Here is a 21,599-nt window from a genome sequence, read left to right as displayed (position 1 = left end):
GTTATTGGTCTTTGGCAAAATGCAGGGTTTTTATCTTGGCATCCTCGGCAATGGATTCCCGCAGGTAGCCGGCCCGCACCATGGCATCCAGAACAATAAACTGCCGTTTTTTGGCCAGCTTGAAATCTACATAGGGTGAGTACACCGACGGGGCATTAGGAATGCCAGCCAGCATAGCGGCTTCCGGCAAGGCCAGCTTTTCAACCGGCTTGTTAAAATAGCCTTGGGTTGCTTCCTGTATACCATAGAATCCAGAGCCGAAATAAATGGTGTTTAGGTACATTTCCAGTATTTCATCCTTGGAATAGTGTATTTCCATATCCAGGGCCAGCAGCAGCTCTTCCACCTTGCGGCCATAGGTTTGCTCCTGAGACAAGAATAAATTTTTCACCAGCTGCTGGGTGATAGTACTGGCGCCTTCTTTGACCTCACCATATTGCAGATTGACCAATGTGGCCCGGCCGATGCCCTCCGGGTCAAAGCCGTAATGGGTGTAAAAGCGATTGTCTTCTACAGCTACAACGGCCTGTTGCATCGATTCAGGGATTTGATCAATGGACACATAATGGTCCTTGTTCAGGGCCTTATCTACTTCACGCTGAAAAAAGACAAAGCGGTTTATTCGCTGGGCGGTGGGCTGATCAAAATACAGGGTGCCGCCGGACAGGTAGTAGGAAGCGCAAAAGGCTACAGCAAATAGAATAGCCAACAAAATAAGCCGTTTAAAAAATCTGATAATCATTTTATAAAATCCTTTTAGTTTGAATGTGAAAAATTGTTGATGTAAAATTATATAACGAGATATATAGCGACAAATATTATACTATAGAAGTGATAGTTTTTAAATAATATGCATAATTTTGCATAAATATTAACAAAAACTTGCTTTTTATGAATAAAAGCTGTATAATTTACTCATTGACAAGGGGGCATATTTATGAAAAAGGTTAGCGTTATTGGGGCTACCGGCTATGCCGGAGCTGAATTATTACGAATATTGCATAATCATCCGGAGACTCAGGTAGTGCATATTACTTCCGAAAGCCATGCCGGTGAATATATTTCTGATTTATATCCCCACTTGCGAGGCATATATAACCAGAAGCTGATCAGTATGAAGGAAATTGATAAAATCGGCAAGGATAGTGATTTCGTGTTTATTTGCCTGCCTCACGGCCATGCCATGAAGGTGGGGAAGGCACTGGAAAATATGCCAACCCGAATTATAGATCTAGGAGCTGATTATCGCTTCGATGACACGGATATTTACGAGGCCTGGTATAAGGTGGAGCATATTCATAAGGATGCACCCCGGGTATATGGTCTGGCTGAGCTGTATAGAAAGCAGATAAAGGATGCCAAGATAATCGGTAATGCAGGCTGTTATACCACAGCCAGCATATTGGCGCTGGCTCCGTTGGCCAAGAACCGGTTGATAAAGATGTCCAGTGTGGTAGTGGACGCTAAGTCCGGTGTTTCCGGGGCTGGCCGGGGAGCTAAGCTTCCTAATCACTTTCCGGAGCTCTATGATAACTTCAAGGCTTATGGGGTAGCAACCCACCGACATACACCGGAAATTGAGCAGGCCTTGACGGGGCTGTCTGGTGAGACTACAGTGTTGAATTTTACGCCGCATCTGGTACCTATGTCCCGAGGAATACTCAGTACCTGTTATGCCACGCTGCAGGAAGGCGTTACACCGGAGCAGGTGGATAAGGCATATGAGGATATGTATGGACAGGAGTTCTTTATCAGACTGTTGGGCCGTAACGGTTATCCGGCGACGAAGAATGTGCGGGGGTCCAACTATTGTGAACTGGGCTGGCATATTGACTTGCGTACCCATCGGGTAATCGTTCTTTCTGCCATTGATAATCTGGTAAAAGGGGCGGCTGGACAGGCGGTACAGAATTTTAATATCGCCTGTGGCCTGGATGAAAAGCTGGGACTTGATGTTGTACCGATGTATCCATAATTAGGCATTAGATAATTGGAATTTTGAATATAGATTTATTGGGAGGATTTGCTATGTTTAGTGACAAGAGTGCAAAGGCGGGAGTTACTTTTCCAAAGGGATTTAAGGCAGCTGGTGTCAAGGCTGGTATAAAGAAGAGCGGTAATTTGGATTTGGCATTGATTTATACCGAAAAGGAAGCGGCAGTAGCCGGTGTATTTACCAAGAATGCTGTAGCGGCAGCACCAGTCATTGTTGATAAAGAGCATATAAAGGATGGCAAGGCACATGCTATCGTGGCCAATGCAGGCTGTGCCAATGCCTGTACCGGTGAGATAGGGTTGAAAAATGCTCAGGAAATGGCCAAGCTGGCAGCAGCGGAGCTGGGCTGTGACCCTTATGATGTTTTGGTTGGTTCTACGGGTATCATTGGTGTAAATCTGCCGATGGACAAGATGGCAGCCGGTATCAAGGCAGCGGCTGCAGAGTTGTCCGAGGAGGGCAGTGTTAATGCCGGAAACGCAATTATCACTACAGATACCTATTCAAAGGCCTGTTCCTTCGCCGTGGAAATCGGGGGCAAAGAGGTACGGTTCGGAGCTATTGCCAAGGGTTCTGGTATGATTCAGCCGAATATGGCCACCATGCTGTGCTACATTTCCACTGATGCCAATATCGGAGCACCACTGTTACAGAAGACCCTTTCTGATATTGTGGAGGTTACCTTCAATATGATTTCCGTGGATGGTGATATGAGTACCAATGATACAGTGCTGGTACTGGCCAACGGCGAGGCCGGCAATGCGGAAATACAAGAAGGTACAGAAGCGTATTCTAAGTTTTATGATGCACTAAAGACCATTTGTCAGGAGCTGTCCAAACGGATTGCTGCAGATGGTGAAGGGGCTACCAAGTTCCTGACCATCAATGTTAATGGTACTAAGACCTTTGAGGATGCCAAAACTGTGGCTATGAGTATTGCCAAGTCACCATTGGTTAAAACAGCCTTTTTCGGTGAGGATCCAAATTGGGGACGGGTAATCTGTGCAGTAGGTTATGCCGGGGTACCAATGGTTCCGGAAAAGACCGTGATTAAGTTCGGTGATATTCCGGTATATGCTAACGGTCTGGGGGCAGATTTTGATGCGGAGAAGCTGGCCCAGGTAATGGCTGAGCACGATATTGTTATCGATGTGGAAATGGGCATGGGGGATGTATCAGCCACAGTATGGAGCTGTGATTTCTCCTATGAGTATGTGAAGATCAATGGGGAGTATCATACCTGAGGATAATTAGTCGTAGCGTGACGGATGAGGTTTCTGTTTGGAGTGAGGCTATAATGTTAGATGCAGAAAAGCGGGCGGGGATTCTGGTAGAGGCTCTGCCTTATATACAGGAGTTTTATGGCAAAACCATCGTCATCAAATACGGTGGCAATGCAATGATAAATGAGGACTTAAAACAGAAGGTAATGGAAGATGTAAGCCTGCTGAAATATGTGGGAATGCGACCGGTTATTGTACACGGAGGCGGCCCGGATATTACCCAGTTTTTGAAAAAGGTGGGCAAGCAGTCGGCTTTTGTCAGTGGATTGCGGGTGACTGATGAGGAAACAGTGGAGATTGCGGAGATGGTGTTGGATGGCAAAGTGAATTCTGACATTGTGAATATGCTTAACCACCGTGGTGTCAAGGCTGTTGGCCTCAGTGGCAAGGATGCAGGGCTTATCAAGGCCCAGAAAAAGCTGGCCACCGTATATGATGAGACCGGACAGAAGGAAAATGTGGACATAGGCTATGTCGGTCAGGTGGCATCCATTGATACTTCGATTTTAGATACCCTGCTGGATAATGATTATATTCCGGTGATTGCCCCGATTGGTGTAGGGGAGGATGGTGAAAGCTACAATATCAACGCTGATTATGTGGCAGCCGAGATTGCCGGGGCCCTGCAGGCGGAAAAGCTGTTGCTGTTGACTGATACCGAAGGTGTATACAAGGATTTCGCGGACAAGGATACCTTTATTTCCACTCTGACGGTAGCCGAGGCCAAGGATTACATTAAGTCCGGCATTATTTCCGGCGGTATGATACCGAAAATTGAAGCTTGCCTGAAGTCCATAGAGTCTGGAACCAATAAGGTTCATATTATAGATGGCCGACAGCCACATTCCATTATTTTGGAGCTGTTGACCTCCAGCGGTATAGGTACGCAAGTTATCAAATAAGGATGAGAAGGGGTGTACATAAATGACTGATGAACAGATTTATGCCAAGGATGCCAGAGATTACCTGCCCGTCTTTGCCCGCTACAAGATAGTGTTGGACCACGGTGACGGTGTCTATGTTTATGACACTCATGGCAAGAAATACATTGATTTTTTGGGTGGTATAGCAGTAAATGTGTTGGGACATAATCATCCGGAGCTGGTAAAGGCTGTAGCTGATCAGGCCGGTAAAATGATTCACTGCTCCAATCTGTACTATACCCAGGTGCAGGCTGATGCAGCGGAAAAGCTGACCAAGCTAAGCGGACTGGACAAGGTGTTTTTCGGAAATTCCGGTGCTGAGGCTAATGAGGGAGCCATTAAGCTGGCCCGTAAATATGCCCATAGCATTGCTGAGGATAAAAACCAGATTATTACGGCTGAGCACAGCTTTCACGGCCGTACGATTGCAACATTGACCGCAACTGGGCAGCCTAAATATCAGGCGGGCTTTGGTCCATTGCCGGACGGCTTTGACTATGTGCCATACAATGATATAGCTGCTCTTGAACAGATAATGAGTGATAAAACCGCAGCAGTTATGCTGGAGCCTATTCAGGGTGAAGGCGGCGTGCATGTACCAGATGCTGCTTATTTAACCAAAGTCCGTGAGCTTTGTAATAAGCACAACGCCCTGCTGATATTTGATGAAATCCAGACAGGTATCGGTCGCAGCGGTAAATTTTTCACTTATGATAAATTTGGCGTAAAGCCGGATATTGTAACCTTGGCCAAGGGCCTGGCTGGTGGGGTGCCAATTGGAGCCTTTATCGCTTCTGATAAGGTGGCTTCAGTGTTCCATGCTGGAGATCATGGTTCCACCTTTGGTGGTAATCCACTGGCTTGTGCCGCGGCTAATGTGGTATTGGATGTGGTGGGGAATGACACCTTCCTGTCCAATGTGGACGCCATGGGAGAATATATGAAGTCCCGTCTGGAAAAAATTAAGGCACAGTATCCGGACCTTGTTAAAGAAGTTCGTGGGATGGGACTCATCCTTGGTATGGAGCTGACCCAGCCAGGGCGGGATATTGTCAATGCCTGTCTGACCAAGGGGGCTATCATCAATTGTACCGCTGGCAATGTCCTCCGGTTTGTGCCACCACTCATTATAAATAAAGAGCACATTGATGAAGTATGTGATATTTTGGCGGAAGTTTTGCCGGAATTCATTAACAAATAGGCCAGATTTGTTGTATAATATTCCCTGTTGGTGTACAAAAGTTTTCGCCACAGAAAAAAGGAATGTTTGGAGGTTATATAGATGTTAAAAGGCAAGGATTTGCTTTCCATTCACGATCTATCCGTGGATGAGGTCAATGAAATTTTGGCATTGGCCCATGACTTGAAAGCCAAACAGAAGGCTGGCATTGAGCATCATCTGCTCAAAGGCAAGACCTTGGGGATGATTTTTGAAAAGTCTTCCACCCGTACCCGTTTGTCCTTTGAAACTGGTATGTACCAGCTGGGAGGACAGGCCCTGTTTCTGTCCAATCGGGATTTGCAGCTGGGCCGGGGTGAGCCGATAAAGGATACAGCCCGAGTAATGTCCCGTTATCTGGACGGCATTATGATTCGTACTTTCGGCCATGACCGGGTAGAGGAGTTTGCCCAATGGTCCGATGTACCGGTAATCAATGCTCTCACTGATCTTTTACATCCTTGTCAGGTGCTGACTGACCTTCTGACGATTCAGGAACATAAAGGCAAGAATTTGAAAGGTCTTAAAATGGCCTATGTAGGGGATGGCAACAATATGACCAATTCCTATATGTACGGCTGTGCCAAGGCAGGAATTAACTTTGTTGCCGCTACACCAAAGGGGTTTGAGCCGGATGACCAGGTTTATAAAAATGCCGTAGAGGATGCCAAGGAAACCGGCGCATCTATTGAATTGGTGAATGACCCATTTGAGGCAGCCAAGGAGGCAGATATTGTTGTTACTGATACTTGGGCCAGCATGGGGCAGGAAGCTGAACATGATGAACGAAAGAAAATCTTCAAGGATTATCAGGTCAATGAAGCCTTGCTTCAGGTGGCTGACAAGCGGGTTATTGTAATGCATTGCCTGCCGGCTTATCGAGGTGAGGAAATCACCGATGAAATTATGGAAGCATATGCTGATGTAATTTTTGATGAAGCAGAGAACCGTCTTCATACCCAGAAGGCTATCATGGCCCTTCTTATGGGTTAAGACTCACAAAAATATATAAATAAAGGAGATAATTATTATGGCAGAGTTTAAGAAAGTTGTATTAGCATATTCCGGTGGTTTGGATACCTCCGTTATTATTCCTTGGTTGAAGGAGAACTATGGTGGTTGTGAGGTTATTGCCTGCTGCGCCGATATTGGCCAAGGTGATGATATGCAGGCTATTCACGACAAGGCACTGCGTTCCGGTGCCTCCAAGTGCTATATTGCTGATCTTACGGAGGAGTTCCTTACTGATTATGTATGGCCTACCCTGAAGGCTGGGGCTGTATATGAGGGCAAGTACCTTCTGGGCACTTCCTTTGCCCGTCCGTTAATTGCCAAGAAGCTGGTGGAGATTGCCAAGGAAGAAGGCGCGGATGCTATTGCCCACGGTGCTACCGGCAAGGGGAATGATCAGGTGCGTTTTGAACTGACTGTAAAGGCTTTGGCACCTAATATGGGAATTATCGCTCCATGGCGTGAGTGGGAGCTGTTGTCCCGTACTCAGGAAATTGAGTATGCCAAGGCTCATAATATTGATATTCCTACTGATAACAAGAAGTATTCCATGGACAAGAATATCTGGCATCTGTCCCATGAAGGCTCTGATTTGGAAGATCCTTGGAATGCACCTCAGAATGAGATGTATTTGGTATCCAAGGCACCAGAAGACGCTGCTGACAAGCCGGAGGAAGTAACAGTATGCTTTGAGAAGGGGATTCCGGTAGCGGTTAATGGTCAGCGTATGGGAGCAGTTGAACTGCTGAATAAGCTGAATGAAATCGGTGCCCGCAATGGTATTGGTATTGTAGATATCTGCGAAAACCGTCTGGTGGGCATGAAGTCCCGTGGCGTATATGAAAACCCAGGTGGAGCTATTCTCTACTATGCACACCGTGAGCTGGAGTATCTCTGTCTGGATCGGGCTACCTTCCATTACAAGGAAGGGGCTGCTATCCGGTTTGGTGAGCTGGTATACGATGGAATGTGGTTCTGCCAGCTGCGGGAAGCTCTGTCTGCATTCGTGGACAGTACTCAGGAGACTGTTACCGGTACTGTTAAACTGAAGCTCTATAAGGGCAACATTATGAGCGCTGGTGCTAAATCTCCATATTCCCTGTATAATCAGGAATATGTAACCTTTGAGGAGGATCATGTATACAATCAGGCTGATGCGGAAGGCTTCATCAACCTCTTCGGTCTCCCATTGAAGGTTCGTGCACTCATGCAGGAAAAGGCAGGTAAATAATATGGCTGAACAGCTCTGGGGGGGCCGGTTTTCCAAGTCAACCGATGAGATGATAAACGATTTTCAGGCCTCCATTGATTTTGACAAGCGGATGTATAGCGAGGATATTGCCGGATCTATTGCCCATGCCACCATGCTGGCCAAGGCTGGCATTATCTCCGAGGCAGACCGTGATGCCATTATTGCCGGCCTGAAGGATATTTATACGAAAATTGAAGCTGGTCAGTTTTCCTTTGAGGTGGCACTGGAAGATATTCATATGAACATTGAGAAGCGGCTGACGGATGCCATTGGGGAGGCCGGTGGTCGCCTCCATACGGCTCGCAGCCGGAACGACCAGGTGGCGCTGGATACCCATATGTTTATTCGTCGTCAGGTGGTAGAGGTTCAGCAGCTGATTTTAGATATGCAGCGGGCCTTGGTGGAAACAGCGGAAAAGTACCATGATGTGATTATGCCGGGCTATACCCATCTTCAGCGGGCGCAGCCGATACTGTTTTCCCATCATATGATGGCGTATTTTTCCATGCTGAAACGGGATTTTGAGCGGTTTAATGGCGTATATGAACGCTGTGATATTATGCCACTGGGGGCAGGAGCCCTGGCTGGGACTACCTTCCCGATTGATAGGGAATATGTGGCTCAGCAGCTGAATTTTGATAATATATATTCCAACAGTCTTGATGCAGTATCAGACCGGGATTATATTATGGAATTTTTGTCAGCGGCATCAATTTTGATGGTTCACCTCTCCCGGCTCAGTGAGGAAACTATTTTGTGGTGTTCCCGGGAGTTCTTCTTTATTGAGTTGGATGATGCCCATTGTACCGGATCTTCTATGATGCCTCAGAAGAAAAATCCTGATGTATCGGAATTGGTTCGGGGCAAGACCGGCCGGGTGGTAGGTCATCTCATGGCAATGCTCAGCACTGTAAAAGGGTTGCCGTTGGCCTACAATAAGGATTTGCAGGAGGACAAGGAAGGTATTTTTGATACCATTGATACCATCAAATTCAGTCTGGCGGTTTATGCCCGGATTATCCGGGGGATGAAGGTTCGGGCTGAAGTGATGCGTCGGGCAGTAGCTGAGGATTTCTCCAATGCGACTGATTTGGCAGATTATCTGGTGAAGAAGGGAATGCCATTCAGACAGGCTCATGCCGTATCCGGCAAGGCAGTTCATCATTGCATAGAGACTGGCAAATGGCTGGCTGATATGTCAATGGATGAGTTCAAGGCACTGTCTGAGCTCTTTGAGACGGACATTTACGATGCTATCAGTCCGGAAACCTGTGTGAAGAACCGCAATTCATATGGTGGTACTTCCTATGGTCAGGTGGATATGCAGCTGAAGCTAGCCAAGGATATATTGAGCAATGAGGATCAGCTGGTAAAAACCAAAGCTGCCAAGCAGGTGTCGGTAAATCCGTAATTCTATAAAAATGAATATACCGGTCATATCAATGACCGGTTTTTCTTTTAGACAATATACTGTTTGAAAGTAGCCGGAAATATGATAAAATATGAAATGTTTGGATATGGTGTTTATCTATTTCAACAAGGTTATGTATGACATAGTTTTTTGAAAGCAAAATAGGCAGGTGTGTATTATGAGATCAGATGTTGTAAAAAAGGGGGCCACCCGTTGTGCCCACCGATCACTGTTTAATGCTATGGGATTTGGTCCGGAGGATTTGAAGAAGCCATTGATTGGTATCTGCAATTCCTTTAACGAGGTTATTCCAGGACATATTCATCTGCGGGAAATCGCTGAAGCAACCAAGCTGGGGGTAGCGGCTGCGGGTGGTACACCAATGGAATTTCCGGCTATCGGGGTTTGTGACGGTATTGCTATGGGGCATACCGGTATGAAATATTCCCTGGCCAGCCGGGAGCTGATTGCTGACTCTATTGAGGCTGTGGCCATGGCTACCGGTTTTGATGGATTGGTACTCATTCCAAATTGCGATAAGATTATTCCGGGCATGCTGATGGCTGCTGCCCGTTTGAATATTCCATGTATTGTGGTAAGTGGCGGAGCTATGCTGCCAGGCCGGCATAACGGCAAGGATATCAGCGTCAGCCAGTCATTTGAAGCAGCCGGTGAGTTCGCTGCCGGTAAAATCAGCGAGGCTGATATGACTGCTATTGAAGCAGTAGCCTGCCCTGGCTGTGGCTCCTGTGCCGGTCTGTTTACGGCCAATACCATGAATTGTCTTACTGAGGCTTTAGGTATGGGGCTTCCAGGCAATGGTACTGTTCCGGCAGCCTATACCGGTGCCCGGAAGCTACTGGCCAAGCGGGCCGGGGAGCGTATTTTGGAGCTGGTGAAAAATGACATTAAGCCACGGGATATTTTGACCATGAAGGCGTTCGAAAACGCCATTACCGTGGATATGGGGATTGGTGGTTCCTCAAATACAGTGCTTCATTTGACCGCTATTGCCCATGAGGCAGGCATTGAGTTGCCAGCCCAGAAATTTGACGAAATCAGTCACCGTACTCCGTATATAACCTGTCTGAGTCCGGCTGGTCATCATCATATTGTTGACTTAAACGAAGCTGGTGGTATTTCGGCAGTAATGAAGGAGCTGTCCAAGAAGGGCATTATTCATACAGATGCTCTGACGGTTTGCGGTACAGTGGCTCAGCGGATTGCCGAGGCTAAAATCACTCGTCCTGATGTAATAAAGACGGTGGAGGATCCGTATCGCCCTGAGGGTGGCCTGGCTATTCTTTCCGGTAATCTTTGTCCGGAAAATGCCGTTGTCAAGGCTTCAGCCGTGGCAGAGGATATGCTGGTATATTCCGGCAAGGCAAAGTGCTACAGCTCCGAGGAAGATGCAGTTAATGCCATTATGGAGGGGGAAATCCACGATGGCGATGTGGTGGTTATTCGCTATGAAGGCCCTAAGGGGGGCCCTGGAATGCAGGAAATGCTTAATCCGACGGCAGCTATTGTAGGGCGTGGCCTGAAGGTGGGGCTAATTACAGATGGCCGGTTCTCAGGAGCCAGCCGGGGCGCCTGCATAGGGCATGTTTCTCCGGAGGCAATGGCCGGTGGTCCGATTGCTTTCATTGAAGATGGTGACATCATCGATATTGATATTCCAAACCGTAAGCTGGAGCTGAGGGTTGATGAGGAAACCTTGGCCAAGCGTAAAGCGGCTTGGGTGCGGCCTGAGCCAAAAATCAAGCATGGCTATCTGGCCAGATATGCCAAGCTGACTACTTCTGCCTCCAAGGGGGCCGTTGTGACGGCTGATTAAATGTAAACATATTCAGATGGAGTCTTATACTCCATTTGAATTTTACACTTTGACATCGAACAAATTTAGAGGTTATTTAATGCACATTGTTCTTATTGAGCCGGAAATTCCCGGCAATACCGGTAATATTGCGCGCCTTTGTGCCGCTACCGGCATCGAGCTGCATCTGGTAAAGCCATTGGGCTTTTCCATTGATGACAAGCATTTAAAACGGGCAGGCCTTGATTATTGGCACCTGGTGAAGGTTCATGTCCATGAAAATTTTCAGGAGGTACTGGATAAGTATCCCAACAATAATTTCCATTATTGTTCTACCAAGGCGCCACGGGCCCATTCAGAAGCCCGGTTCCAGTCGGAGGATATGCTGGTTTTTGGCAAGGAAACAGCTGGTATCCCCGAGGTTATTTTAAAGGCCAATTGGGAAAAATGTATTCGTATTCCAATGATAGATGGGGCCCGGTCCCTGAACCTGTCCAATGCAGTGGCTGTTGTAGCCTATGAGGCGATGCGGCAGCTGGATTATGCTAATCTGCAGCAGGTTGGACCAGGACCAAGAAGTTGATATTTAGGAGGATTATTTTTAATGAGTATTTATGTTGTAGGTCATAAGAATCCTGACACTGATTCTATTTGTGCTGCTCTTGGCTACGCTGCTTTTAAGCAGGCTATGGGGGAGGATGCTGTTGCTATCCGTTGCGGTGAAATAAACAAGGAAACCCAGTATGCCCTTGATTACTTCGATGTGGCAGCACCAATATTGGCAACCAAGGTTGAGGCTGGCCAGAAGGTTATTCAGGTGGACCATAACGAGGTTGGCCAGGCCATTGACGGGCTGGCTGAGGCGGAGCTGCTGGAAATCGTTGACCATCATCGGTTTGGTGGGTTGAACACCGCTGGACCAATTTTCGTTCATACTGAACCGGTTGGCTGTACCTCCACAATTATTGCCAATATGTTCTGGAACAACAACATTAAAATTCCAAAGGAAATTGCCGGGCTGTTGCTGTCAGCTATTATGTCTGATACGGTCCTTTACAAGTCACCTACCTGCACTGACAAGGATCATGATGCAGCGGAAAAGCTGGCTGAAATCGCTGAGGTTGACCTCCACGAATATGCTATGGCAATGCTGAAAGCCGGTGCCGGCGTAGGGGATATGACTCCGGTTGAAATTGCCAAGAATGATTCCAAGCCATTCAGTTTCGGTAGCTACAAGGCGCTGGTTAGCCAGATTTCTGTAATGGATACCGCTGAGGTATTGGATATGAAGGCGGATATTACTGCAGCCATGAAGGATATCTGTGATAAGGAAGGCTACAACCTGATTATGCTTATGGTTACTGATATTATTGATGAATCCACGGATTTGGTATTCTATGGTGAACCAAAGCAGCTTATAGCGGATGCCTTCAAGCAGGATGCTTCCGGGGACTGCATTCATCTGCCAGGGGTAATGTCCCGTAAAAAGCAGATTGTACCACCACTTACTGAGGCAGCTGCAAAATTTTAATTCAATTCTGAGCATAAGAACCAGTTGCAGCTCTGCTCAGCTGACCATAAATTGTTATTATGTGAATTAGGTTATATTGCCCCTTCAGTACGGTGAAGGGGTAATTTTTTCCGTAGGAGGATAAATGGATATATTCAGTGGATTAAATCCGGCTCAAAAGGAAGCGGTGGATTGTCTGGAAGGACCTCTGTTGATTATGGCTGGGGCAGGATCGGGCAAAACCAGGGTATTGACCCATCGCATAGCAAATTTGTTGGCCCATGGGGTATCACCATATAGTATTTTGGCCATTACCTTCACCAACAAGGCAGCAGCTGAGATGCGGGAGCGTGTTGACCGGATGATAGGGGAAGGCTCCAAGGATATCTGGCTCAGTACCTTTCATTCCTTTTGTGCCAGAATTTTGCGCCGGGAAATTGAGGCAACCGGCTTATATCATAAAAATTTTGTTATCTATGATACCAGTGATACCCAGTCGGTTATTAAAAAGTGTCTGAAAGAGTTGAATTTGGATGACAAGCAATATGCTCCCAACAGCGTGCTGGGGGCAATTTCCAGTGCCAAAAACCAGATGATGGGCCCTATGATCTTTACCCAGCATGCCCGGGCAGAGGGAAATTTTCATGATCAAAAGGTAGCTGAAGTGTATAAAATGTATCAGGACAAGCTGCGGTCCAATAATGTCCTTGATTTTGATGATTTGCTGTTGATAGCGGTGTCCATTCTGGAGGAAAATGAGGATATTCGGGAGAAATACCAGCGTCGCTTCCGTTACATCATGGTTGATGAGTATCAGGATACCAATGGGGCGCAATACAAGCTGACTCAGTTGTTGGCAGCTGGCCATCACAATATTTGTGTTGTCGGTGATGCTGACCAGTCTATCTATGGCTGGCGTGGCGCCGATATGCGCAACATAATGAATTTTGAAAAGGATTATCCTGAGGCCAGAACCATTATGCTGGAACAAAATTATCGTTCCACCAAGAAGATACTGGCCGCGGCCAATGCGGTTATTGAAAACAACTCCAATCGCAAACCGAAAAATCTTTGGACGGAAAATGCGGATGGTGAGCCTATTACCACTTATCTGGCCTCGGATGAGCGGGATGAGGCCAGGTTTATATTGGACAGCATCACCAAGCAGCAGACGATTTACAACACGCCTTATGGCGATGTAGCGATACTGTACCGTACCAATGCCCAGTCCCGGGTACTGGAAGAAGCCTTTATGCGGCAGGGGGTTCCCTATACCATGGTGGGGGGGCTGAAATTCTATGAACGCATGGAAATAAAGGATATTATCGCCTATCTCAGGGTGTTGTCCAATCCCTTTGACTCGGAAAGCCTCAACAGAATAATAAATGTACCCCGGCGGGGGATTGGTGATACTTCAGTAAGAAAAATACAGGCCTTTGCCAATGAGCGGGAAATCAACCTATTTGAGGTTATTGCCAATCCGGAACTACTGAATGAAGTGCCGGGGCTAACTGCCCGGACCAAAAATCCGTTGGGAGTATTTGCCACTTTGTTGCTCAATTTGATGAACAAGCAGGCCACTGCTTCGGTGTCGGAGTTGATTGAGGAAATAATCGACCAGACTGGTTATATTGAAGCTTTGAAGGCAGATAAAAAGAAAGGGGAGGAAAATACCTCCCGCATCGAAAATTTACGGGAATTCGCCGGTGTGGCCAAGGAGTTTGAAAAAACCGAAGCAGAAGCTGATTTGAATAGCTTTTTGGAGCATATTTCCCTCATTACCGATTTGGATAAAACCATTGAGGCGGATGATAGGGTGACCCTTATGACCTTGCATGCGGCCAAAGGGCTGGAATTCCCGGTGGTATTTATTGCTGGAATGGAGGAAGGCCTGTTTCCTCACTCCCGTACCTTGGATTCACCGGAGGAGCTGGAGGAAGAGCGACGCACCTGCTATGTGGGAATTACCCGGGCGGAGCGTAAGCTGTATCTTACCCATGCATCCCTTCGAACTATTTATGGTCAGACCAGGATATCGGATCCATCCCGGTTCTTGGAGGAAATTCCGGCAGAATACAAGGAAGAAATATCGGCCCGTCGCAGTTTTGGCAGTGGCAATAGCTATGGTGGAAGTTATGGGGGGAACTATGGTGGTTATGGTAGTCATGGGAGTTCCTTTACACCACGGTTTTCCTCGGGTAGTGCGCCAGCAGGAGCAGTGGGGCAGTCAATGTCAGCAGCTGCGGCTTTGAGTAGTATGAAGCCTAAATCTAATACCGGTACAGCCCTCAATCGAACTGGCGGTGTTGTTATGCCGGATATGAGTGTAAAATGGTCGCCGGGGGACAAGGTACAGCATGCTAAATGGGGGATCGGCACTGTGGTAAGCATTTCAGGCAGTGGAGAAGAAACTCAGCTGCAGATCGCATTCCCTAATGAAGGCATAAAGAAGCTAATGCAAAAGTATGCACCGCTAAAGAAGGTTTGATTTATGGATATCAAGGAAATAAAACAGGAGCTGGCGGCTCTCAGAAAAGAAATCAAATATCACAGCAATCTTTATTACAACAATGATGCCCCGGAGATTTCCGACTACGAATTTGATCAGTTGATGTTACGGCTGAAGAAGCTGGAGGCTGATTATCCGGAGCTTATCACCAAGACTTCCCCTACCCAGATGGTGGGCGGCGTGGCCAAGCGGGAAGCCGGCGTATTGGTGGCGCATGATGTGCCAATGCTGTCCTTGCAGGATGTTTTTTCAAAGGAAGAAATTGTTTCCTTTGTAAATACAATGCGGGAGCAGCTGGATAATCCGGTATTTGTAGTGGAAGAAAAAATAGACGGCCTGTCTTTGGCTCTCCGCTATCGGGATGGTGAACTGACCCAGGCCATCACCCGAGGGGATGGAGTGGTTCAGGGGGAAGATGTAACAGAAAATGCCCGGGTTATCAAGGATATAGTACAGGCCCTACAGGAGCCCATACCTTATTTTGAGGTGCGGGGTGAGGTTTATATGAGCCGTGCAGCCTTTGAAAAGGTCAATGCCCGTCAGGAAATGCTGGGGATGAAAACATTTGCCAATCCCCGTAACTGTGCAGCGGGAACCTTGCGTCAGCTCGATAGCCGTATTACCAAGGAACGGGGCTTATCCATGTTTGTGTTCAACCTTCAGACTGCTGAAGGAATCGAATTGACCAGTCATACCCAGGCCTATGATTTTATGAAAAAACAGGGGATAAAAATAATCAATAATTATCATATTTGCCATACGGCGGAAGAAGTAATTGCGGCAATTGATGATATTGGTAACTCACGGGGCAGACTGGAATACGATATTGACGGGGCAGTGGTCAAGCTGGATAGCTTTGCCCAGCGGCAGCAGTTAGGGGCCACCTCCAAGGTGCCACGGTGGGCTGTTGCCTATAAATATCCTCCGGAGGAAAAAGAAACCAAACTGCTGGATATTGAGTTATCAGTGGGCCGAACGGGACGCATAACACCGACGGCCGTTTTTGAGCCGGTTCAGCTGTGTGGGACCAGGGTGGAGCGGGCTACCTTGCATAATCAGGATTATATTGATGATTTGGATATATGCTTGGGCGACACTATTACTGTATTTAAATCCGGAGAAATTATTCCCAAGGTTAAAAGTGTGGTAAAGGACAAGCGTCCGGCTGGGGCAGTTCGATTCCGGATTGGTGATATTTGTCCGGTATGCGGAGCCAAGGCCGTACGGGAGGACAACAGCTCGGATATCAAATGTATCAATCCATCTTGTCCGGCCCAGCTGGAAAACCATATAATCAACTTTGTCAGTCGGGATGCCATGAATATCAAAGGCTTTGGGGAACAAAATATCAAGGCCCTTATCGAAGCCGGTTTTATCAAGGATGTGGCAGACATATTTGGGCTGAAAGAGCATCGGGATGAGCTGGTTGCCCGAGGAATTATTGGCAAGGAAAAGAATACTGACAAGGTTTTGGCAGTTATTGAGGAAGTAAAGGAAAATGAACCTCAGCGGCTGTTAACCGGATTGGGCATATCAGGTATCGGTAAAGCGGCCGCCCGGGAGTTAATGCTGCATTTTGGCAGTATTGAAGCCCTGTCGCAGGCAGAGCTGGAGTCAATCAAGGAAGTGCGGGATATTGGTGATATTAGTGCCAAAGCCATTTTTGATTACTTTAATGACCAGATAAATAAGGATATCATTGACCGGATGAAGGCCTACGGCGTCAATATGGAGTTAAAGGACAGTGGTATTACCAGCGATATTTTGGCGGGCAAAACCATCGTTATTACCGGTACATTACCAACTTTGAGCCGTAATGAGGCCAAGGAATTGGTGGAAGCCAACGGTGGCAAGGCGGCCGGCAGCGTGTCAAAGAAAACGGATTATGTATTAGCCGGAGAAGCGGCAGGCAGTAAGCTGAGTAAAGCACAGGAGCTGGGAATCCCGGTTATAGATGAAGCTGAATTCTTGCAGATGATAGTTAAATGAGACTTATTCAGTGGGAGCTTTAGCACCTGTTAGTATGGGGGAAAATAGACACCATAATGAAGAAACATCAAAATGGTCTGAAAAAGTATATAGTGGCGGAGAAGTACGCTGATATGCTGGTGGAGGACTACCTTAAATCCGTGATGAAGGTGTCCGGCCGGACCCGTCAGCGGCTGTTCCGGTCCAAGAATGTTTTTGTTAACGGCAGTCCGGTCCATACCAAGCGCAAATTAAAGGGAAATGACCTGGTGGCCATCCGTATTTTTCCGGATGAAACCTACGGAGTTAAGCCGCAGATTGGACCGGTGGAGGTACTGTATGAGGATGAGGCGGTTATTGTTTTGAATAAGCCGGCCAATATGCTGGTACATCCCACTGGACAGACCGATAGCTTTACTTTGGCCAATTATTTGGCCGGATATTTTCAGGCAAAGGGACAGATCGTTACCATCAGGCCGATTCATCGCCTGGATCGGGATACCTCCGGGTGCGTTCTGTTTGCCAAAAAGCCGGAGTATCAAACCAAGCTGGAGGCACAGCTGAAGGCCAATACTATTCATCGGATATACAAGGCCTTGGTGGTGGGCGTTGGTATAGAAAAGGAGTTTCCAGACGGCTGTATTGACCGAAATATTGGCCGGGTACCGGGGCAGCCCAATCGGCGGCGAGTGGATGACAGAGGCAAACGGGCGGTGACCCATTTTAAAATTTCTGAAGTGATTGGCCCCAATACTTTGTTGGAGCTGTGGCTGGAAACCGGCCGAACCCATCAAATAAGGGTACATATGAATTATGCCGGATATCCGGTCCTGGGAGACAAGATGTATGGTACTCCATCCCGCCTGATAAACCGGCAGGCCCTTCACGCCAGTGAAATTCATTTTCTTCATCCATTGACTGGGGCCAAGGTGGAAGTAAGGGCGCCATTGCCGAAGGATATGGAAAACTGTATAAGTAAGTTGAGGTCGTTTTTCATTTAAGAAGGTTTTACAATGAATAAAAAATATTTATATTTGATGGCGGCGGGGCATTTTAGCTGCGATATAAATACAGGGGCCCTGCCGGGATTGTTGCCATTTTTGGTGGTTATGTACGGGATGGATTACAAGCTGGCAGCCGGGCTGATGTTTGCCTCCAGCTTTTTGTCCAGTATAATTCAGCCCCTGATTGGCTACTGGTCCGATAAAGGTTCCAGTCCATATTTAATGGGGATTGGCATTTTGCTGAGCGGTCTGTCTTTAGGGTCAGTGGCCTTTATCAGCGATTATACTCTGCTGTTTGTGGCAGTAACCATGATGGGAATCGGTAATGCCATTTTTCATCCGGAAGCGGCCAAGCTGGTAAATGGATTGGCAGGGGATAACAAGGCCCTGAGTATGAGTATATTTTCCACTGGTGGCAGTGCCGGATTTTGTCTGGGGCCAATGGTTGGGGCCGGAATAGTGACCTTATGCGGTATTCACGGTGTAATGCTTTTTGGGCTTATTGGTATTATTATGGGGAGTATCAGCTTTGGCTTGTTGCCGCGAATGCGCCGAATGGCCAAATTTATCTCCCGCAAAACTACGGATGATAGTACAGAACGAACCAATGACTGGTCCGCCTTTAGTCGGCTGACGGTGTTCGTGATCGTCAGGGCAGCCCTTTATACAGCTTTGATGACCTTCCTTCCTCTGTATTGTGTAGCTGTTTTAGGTCAGGAAAAAGCAGTGGGAAGTGTATCCATAACCATTTTGGCGTTGGTGGGAATTTTTACCAACTGGATGGGGGGATATGCGGCAGATCGGATTGGCAACAGTCTGGTGTTGCGGCTGGGAATGGTTATTATGGCAGTGGCCTTGGCGGCTTTTAACTTTACCAGTAATTTGATTTTCATCTATGCAATTGTGGCAGCAGCAGGCTTTTCTCTGTATGCCTGTGTAGGGCCTATGGTGGTATTGGGCCAGACCTATTTGGCAAAAAACATTGGCATGGCCTCCGGGGTTACTCTGGGGATAGGCTTTAGTGCCGGTGGAGTTATTGCACCGATGTTGGGATGGGTTGCTGATATCTACGGGCTGAGTTATGTATTTTATATATTGCCGGTAATGGCGGTGATTGGTTTATTAACCACATTTACATTAAAAGAGGAACAATAAAAATGACCCTTGATGTCAGTTCGTAGACTGATAGTCAAGGGTCATTTTTTTGCCGAGTCATCCGATTAAGGTCAGCAGCTGTTTGCCAATCAATACTGCCGTGACAATTATAAATAAAGGCCGTATGTAGCTGACACCCTTGGCAATAGCCACTTTGGAGCCAGCTATGGCACCGATAATCATAAACACACCCATAGGTATGGCATAAGTAAAATTGACACTGCCAAAATAGGTAAAGAGAATTGCTGCGGCAATATTGCTGGCAAAATTCATTGCCTTGGCATTACCGGTGGCAAAAATAAAGTCAAAGCCAATCATTATAAAGGCAAAGAGAATGAAGGAACCGGTGCCTGGACCAAAAAAACCGTCATAAAAGCCCATAGTAAAGGCCAAAATAAGGCACAAAAACATTTTTTTGCCGGTTATATTCTGAGGTCTGGCGTCTTTGCCCCAGTCTTTTTTTAATAGTGTATAAAAGAATACCAATACCAGCATAATGATGATAAGTGGCCGTAGAAATTCGGAGGAAATGTGCTGGACTAAAAGCACTCCGGCAAATGACCCGATAAGGGATAGAGGACATAGCTTTTTCATAAGGGCTACATCCATTTTACCGGCCCGAATAAAGGTAAGAAAACTGAACACCGAACCCATAGATGCAGCAACCTTGTTGGTGCCCAGTACGGTAACCGGGGAAAGACCGGTCCACATCAGGGCCGGGATAGTGATGAGTCCACCGCCGCCTACCGCTGCATCGATAAATGCCCCAATAAATCCGAAAATGGCCAGAAAAACCATAGCTTCAAAATCCATATGTTACTCCTTAAAAAATAAAACTAATAAAACAATAACATTATACAACAAAGTAATTCTAAATACTACACAATATGGTATGATATCATAATTATTATTTATGTTTTCATTAAAATTTATGACTTTACTTATTGAAAGGGATAATATTGTTATGTTATACTATTTACAGCTTAAATATAAAGGGGGAGGGTTATGGCAAAATGAATTTATCAGTAAAAATTTTCATTTCTTTGGTATTGTCCGTTATTGTCGGATTGATTGCCGGAGCAGAGGGTCTGCCATTTATTAAATGGTGGATTGCACCAATTGGTACTATGTTCATCAACCTCATCAAGATGATGATTGTACCGGTTGTATTCTTCTCGTTGGTTGTAGGTATTACCAGTTTGGGTGATACCAAAAAACTGGGGCGTATTGGCTTCAAGACTGTGGGGATTTATCTTGTAACAACTGCTATTGCAATTACCATCGGTTTTGTAGTAGCTGGCATCATTGGCCCTGGTGTTGGTACTGATTTCGTTGCCGGTACGCAGCCAAAGGTTAAAGAAGCGCCTTATATCATGAAGGTTCTTCTTGACATGATTCCTACGAATCCGATTGATTCCATGGCTAAGGCAGCAATTTTGCCAACTATCGTATTTGCACTCTTTGTTGGTGTAGGTATTGTAAAAGTTGGTGGTGAGAGGGCGGAGCTTCTCATCAAGTTCTTTGATGCCGGTGCTGAAGTATGCTACAAGATTATCGCTATGGTTATGGAGCTTGCTCCAATCGGCGTATTCTGCTTGCTGCTTCCTGTAGTATCTGCAAATGGTCCAAAGGTATTATTGCCTCTCTTGACCGTTATTGCCTGCGTAGCTGTTGGTTGTTTTGTGCATGCTGTTGGTGTATATTCCACTATGGCACGGATTTGGGGCGGACATAGCCCAATTGAATTCTTTAAGGGTATGTCCGAGCAGATGATGATTGCCTTTACCACCTGTTCTTCTGCCGCTGCATTGCCGGTTAATATGAAGAACTGCCAGGAGAAATTGGGTGTTAGCCGTGAAATTTCTTCCTTCGTGCTTCCGTTGGGTGCTACCCTGAATATGGATGGTACCGCACTTTACATGGGTGTATGTTCGCTGTTCGTTGCCAATGTTTATGGTATACCACTTGGTATTGATCAGATGATGATGATCGTATTAACTGGTACCTTAGCTTCTATTGGTACTGCAGGTGTTCCAGGTGCCGGTCTAATTATGCTGGCAATGGTATTGCAGTCTGTAGGTCTTCCTATGGAAGGCTTGGCTTTGGTAGCTGGTATTGACCGTGTATTGGATATGTTCCGTACCTGTGTTAATATCACCGGTGATGGTGCTGTTACTATCGTTGTAAACGAAACTGAAAAGGATGCAGCATAAGTTTTTTAGGAACTAATATAAGGACTGGAAAATGTTTAATTATTTTCCGGTCCTTTTTATTTTGAAAAATTAACGCGATATAGCTAAAGCTTTAAAACTCCGTCTGTATATGTCTTCATTTTATGGTATAATTTTTAAGAAAGTTATATGTGGAGGATTTTAGCATGGAAGACAGTATGCCTGATACTAATATATCAAGCCATGGCAGTAATTTTGCTCATTTGCATGTGCATACGGAGTATAGTTTGCTGGATGGAGCCAATCGAATCAAGCCCTTGGTGAAGCGGGCCAAGGAATTGGGGATGGAGCATCTGGCCATTACCGACCAT

General features: G+C 46.5%; 18 protein-coding genes. 16 read left to right on the top strand and 2 right to left on the bottom strand.

Going from position 1 to position 21,599, the window contains the following annotated elements; all coding sequences use genetic code 11:
• Position 1 precedes the first annotated feature (1 nt).
• Positions 2-742: a transglycosylase domain-containing protein gene (locus QZV24_RS05040; protein WP_294521010.1), complete on the bottom strand. Its 741-nt coding sequence runs from the start codon at positions 740-742 to the stop codon at positions 2-4.
• Between the two features lie 195 nt (positions 743-937).
• On the opposite strand from QZV24_RS05040, the gene argC reads away from it, so the two are divergent.
• The 14 genes from argC (at position 938) to QZV24_RS04970 (ending at position 19,057) form a co-directional block, all read left to right on the top strand.
• The gene (gene argC, locus QZV24_RS05035; protein ID WP_294521007.1) at positions 938-1,975 is read left to right on the top strand and encodes an N-acetyl-gamma-glutamyl-phosphate reductase; all 1,038 of its coding nucleotides are present in this window, start codon (positions 938-940) and stop codon (positions 1,973-1,975) included.
• Positions 1,976-2,028: 53 nt separating this feature from the next.
• Positions 2,029-3,240 carry a bifunctional glutamate N-acetyltransferase/amino-acid acetyltransferase ArgJ gene (argJ, locus tag QZV24_RS05030; protein WP_294521004.1) on the top strand — a complete coding sequence of 404 codons (1,212 nt, stop codon included), beginning with the start codon at positions 2,029-2,031 and terminating at the stop codon, positions 3,238-3,240.
• 53 nt (positions 3,241-3,293) lie between these two features.
• Positions 3,294-4,181: an acetylglutamate kinase gene (gene argB, locus QZV24_RS05025; RefSeq protein WP_294521000.1), complete on the top strand. Its 888-nt coding sequence runs from the start codon at positions 3,294-3,296 to the stop codon at positions 4,179-4,181.
• 22 nt (positions 4,182-4,203) lie between these two features.
• A complete protein-coding gene (locus QZV24_RS05020; RefSeq protein WP_294520997.1) occupies positions 4,204-5,403 on the top strand; it encodes an acetylornithine transaminase in 1,200 nt (399 codons plus the stop codon).
• An 81-nt stretch (positions 5,404-5,484) separates the two neighbouring features.
• Complete coding sequence (gene argF / locus QZV24_RS05015) at positions 5,485-6,414, top strand: ornithine carbamoyltransferase (RefSeq protein WP_294520995.1); 930 nt, start codon at positions 5,485-5,487, stop codon at positions 6,412-6,414.
• Positions 6,415-6,448: 34 nt separating this feature from the next.
• A complete protein-coding gene (locus QZV24_RS05010) occupies positions 6,449-7,663 on the top strand; it encodes an argininosuccinate synthase (RefSeq protein ID WP_294521034.1) in 1,215 nt (404 codons plus the stop codon).
• Between the two features lies 1 nt (position 7,664).
• A complete protein-coding gene (argH, locus tag QZV24_RS05005; RefSeq protein WP_294520992.1) occupies positions 7,665-9,095 on the top strand; it encodes an argininosuccinate lyase in 1,431 nt (476 codons plus the stop codon).
• 178 nt (positions 9,096-9,273) lie between these two features.
• A complete protein-coding gene (gene ilvD, locus QZV24_RS05000; RefSeq protein ID WP_294520989.1) occupies positions 9,274-10,932 on the top strand; it encodes a dihydroxy-acid dehydratase in 1,659 nt (552 codons plus the stop codon).
• A gap of 79 nt (positions 10,933-11,011) precedes the next feature.
• Positions 11,012-11,494 carry a tRNA (uridine(34)/cytosine(34)/5-carboxymethylaminomethyluridine(34)-2'-O)-methyltransferase TrmL gene (gene trmL / locus QZV24_RS04995; protein WP_294520985.1) on the top strand — a complete coding sequence of 161 codons (483 nt, stop codon included), beginning with the start codon at positions 11,012-11,014 and terminating at the stop codon, positions 11,492-11,494.
• A gap of 21 nt (positions 11,495-11,515) precedes the next feature.
• Complete coding sequence (locus QZV24_RS04990) at positions 11,516-12,442, top strand: manganese-dependent inorganic pyrophosphatase (protein ID WP_294520981.1); 927 nt, start codon at positions 11,516-11,518, stop codon at positions 12,440-12,442.
• A 124-nt stretch (positions 12,443-12,566) separates the two neighbouring features.
• A complete protein-coding gene (gene pcrA / locus QZV24_RS04985; protein WP_294520978.1) occupies positions 12,567-14,909 on the top strand; it encodes a DNA helicase PcrA in 2,343 nt (780 codons plus the stop codon).
• A gap of 3 nt (positions 14,910-14,912) precedes the next feature.
• On the top strand, positions 14,913-16,919 hold the full coding sequence (ligA, locus tag QZV24_RS04980) for an NAD-dependent DNA ligase LigA (RefSeq protein ID WP_294520976.1): 2,007 nt from the start codon (positions 14,913-14,915) through the stop codon (positions 16,917-16,919).
• Positions 16,920-16,975: 56 nt separating this feature from the next.
• Complete coding sequence (locus tag QZV24_RS04975; RefSeq protein ID WP_294520974.1) at positions 16,976-17,899, top strand: RluA family pseudouridine synthase; 924 nt, start codon at positions 16,976-16,978, stop codon at positions 17,897-17,899.
• A gap of 12 nt (positions 17,900-17,911) precedes the next feature.
• A complete protein-coding gene (locus tag QZV24_RS04970; RefSeq protein ID WP_294520971.1) occupies positions 17,912-19,057 on the top strand; it encodes an MFS transporter in 1,146 nt (381 codons plus the stop codon).
• Between the two features lie 57 nt (positions 19,058-19,114).
• On the opposite strand, the gene QZV24_RS04965 is transcribed toward QZV24_RS04970, so the two are convergent.
• A complete protein-coding gene (locus tag QZV24_RS04965; RefSeq protein ID WP_294520967.1) occupies positions 19,115-19,870 on the bottom strand; it encodes a TSUP family transporter in 756 nt (251 codons plus the stop codon).
• 200 nt (positions 19,871-20,070) lie between these two features.
• Here QZV24_RS04965 and QZV24_RS04960 point away from each other — a divergent pair, with 200 nt between their 5' ends.
• Both QZV24_RS04960 and QZV24_RS10585 read left to right on the top strand, forming a co-directional pair.
• Positions 20,071-21,270, top strand: a complete 1,200-nt coding sequence (locus QZV24_RS04960; protein ID WP_294520964.1) for a dicarboxylate/amino acid:cation symporter — start codon at positions 20,071-20,073, stop codon at positions 21,268-21,270.
• Between the two features lie 164 nt (positions 21,271-21,434).
• A partial coding sequence (locus QZV24_RS10585) for a PHP domain-containing protein (RefSeq protein WP_363137933.1) occupies positions 21,435-21,599 on the top strand: 165 nt, incomplete at its 3' end.

The organism is uncultured Anaerovibrio sp., from assembly GCA_902786545.1.
Lineage (GTDB): Bacteria > Bacillota > Negativicutes > Selenomonadales > Selenomonadaceae > Anaerovibrio.
The sequence above is the reverse complement of the archived record's forward strand: the minus strand, read 5'-3'. Positions and strand labels throughout refer to the sequence as shown.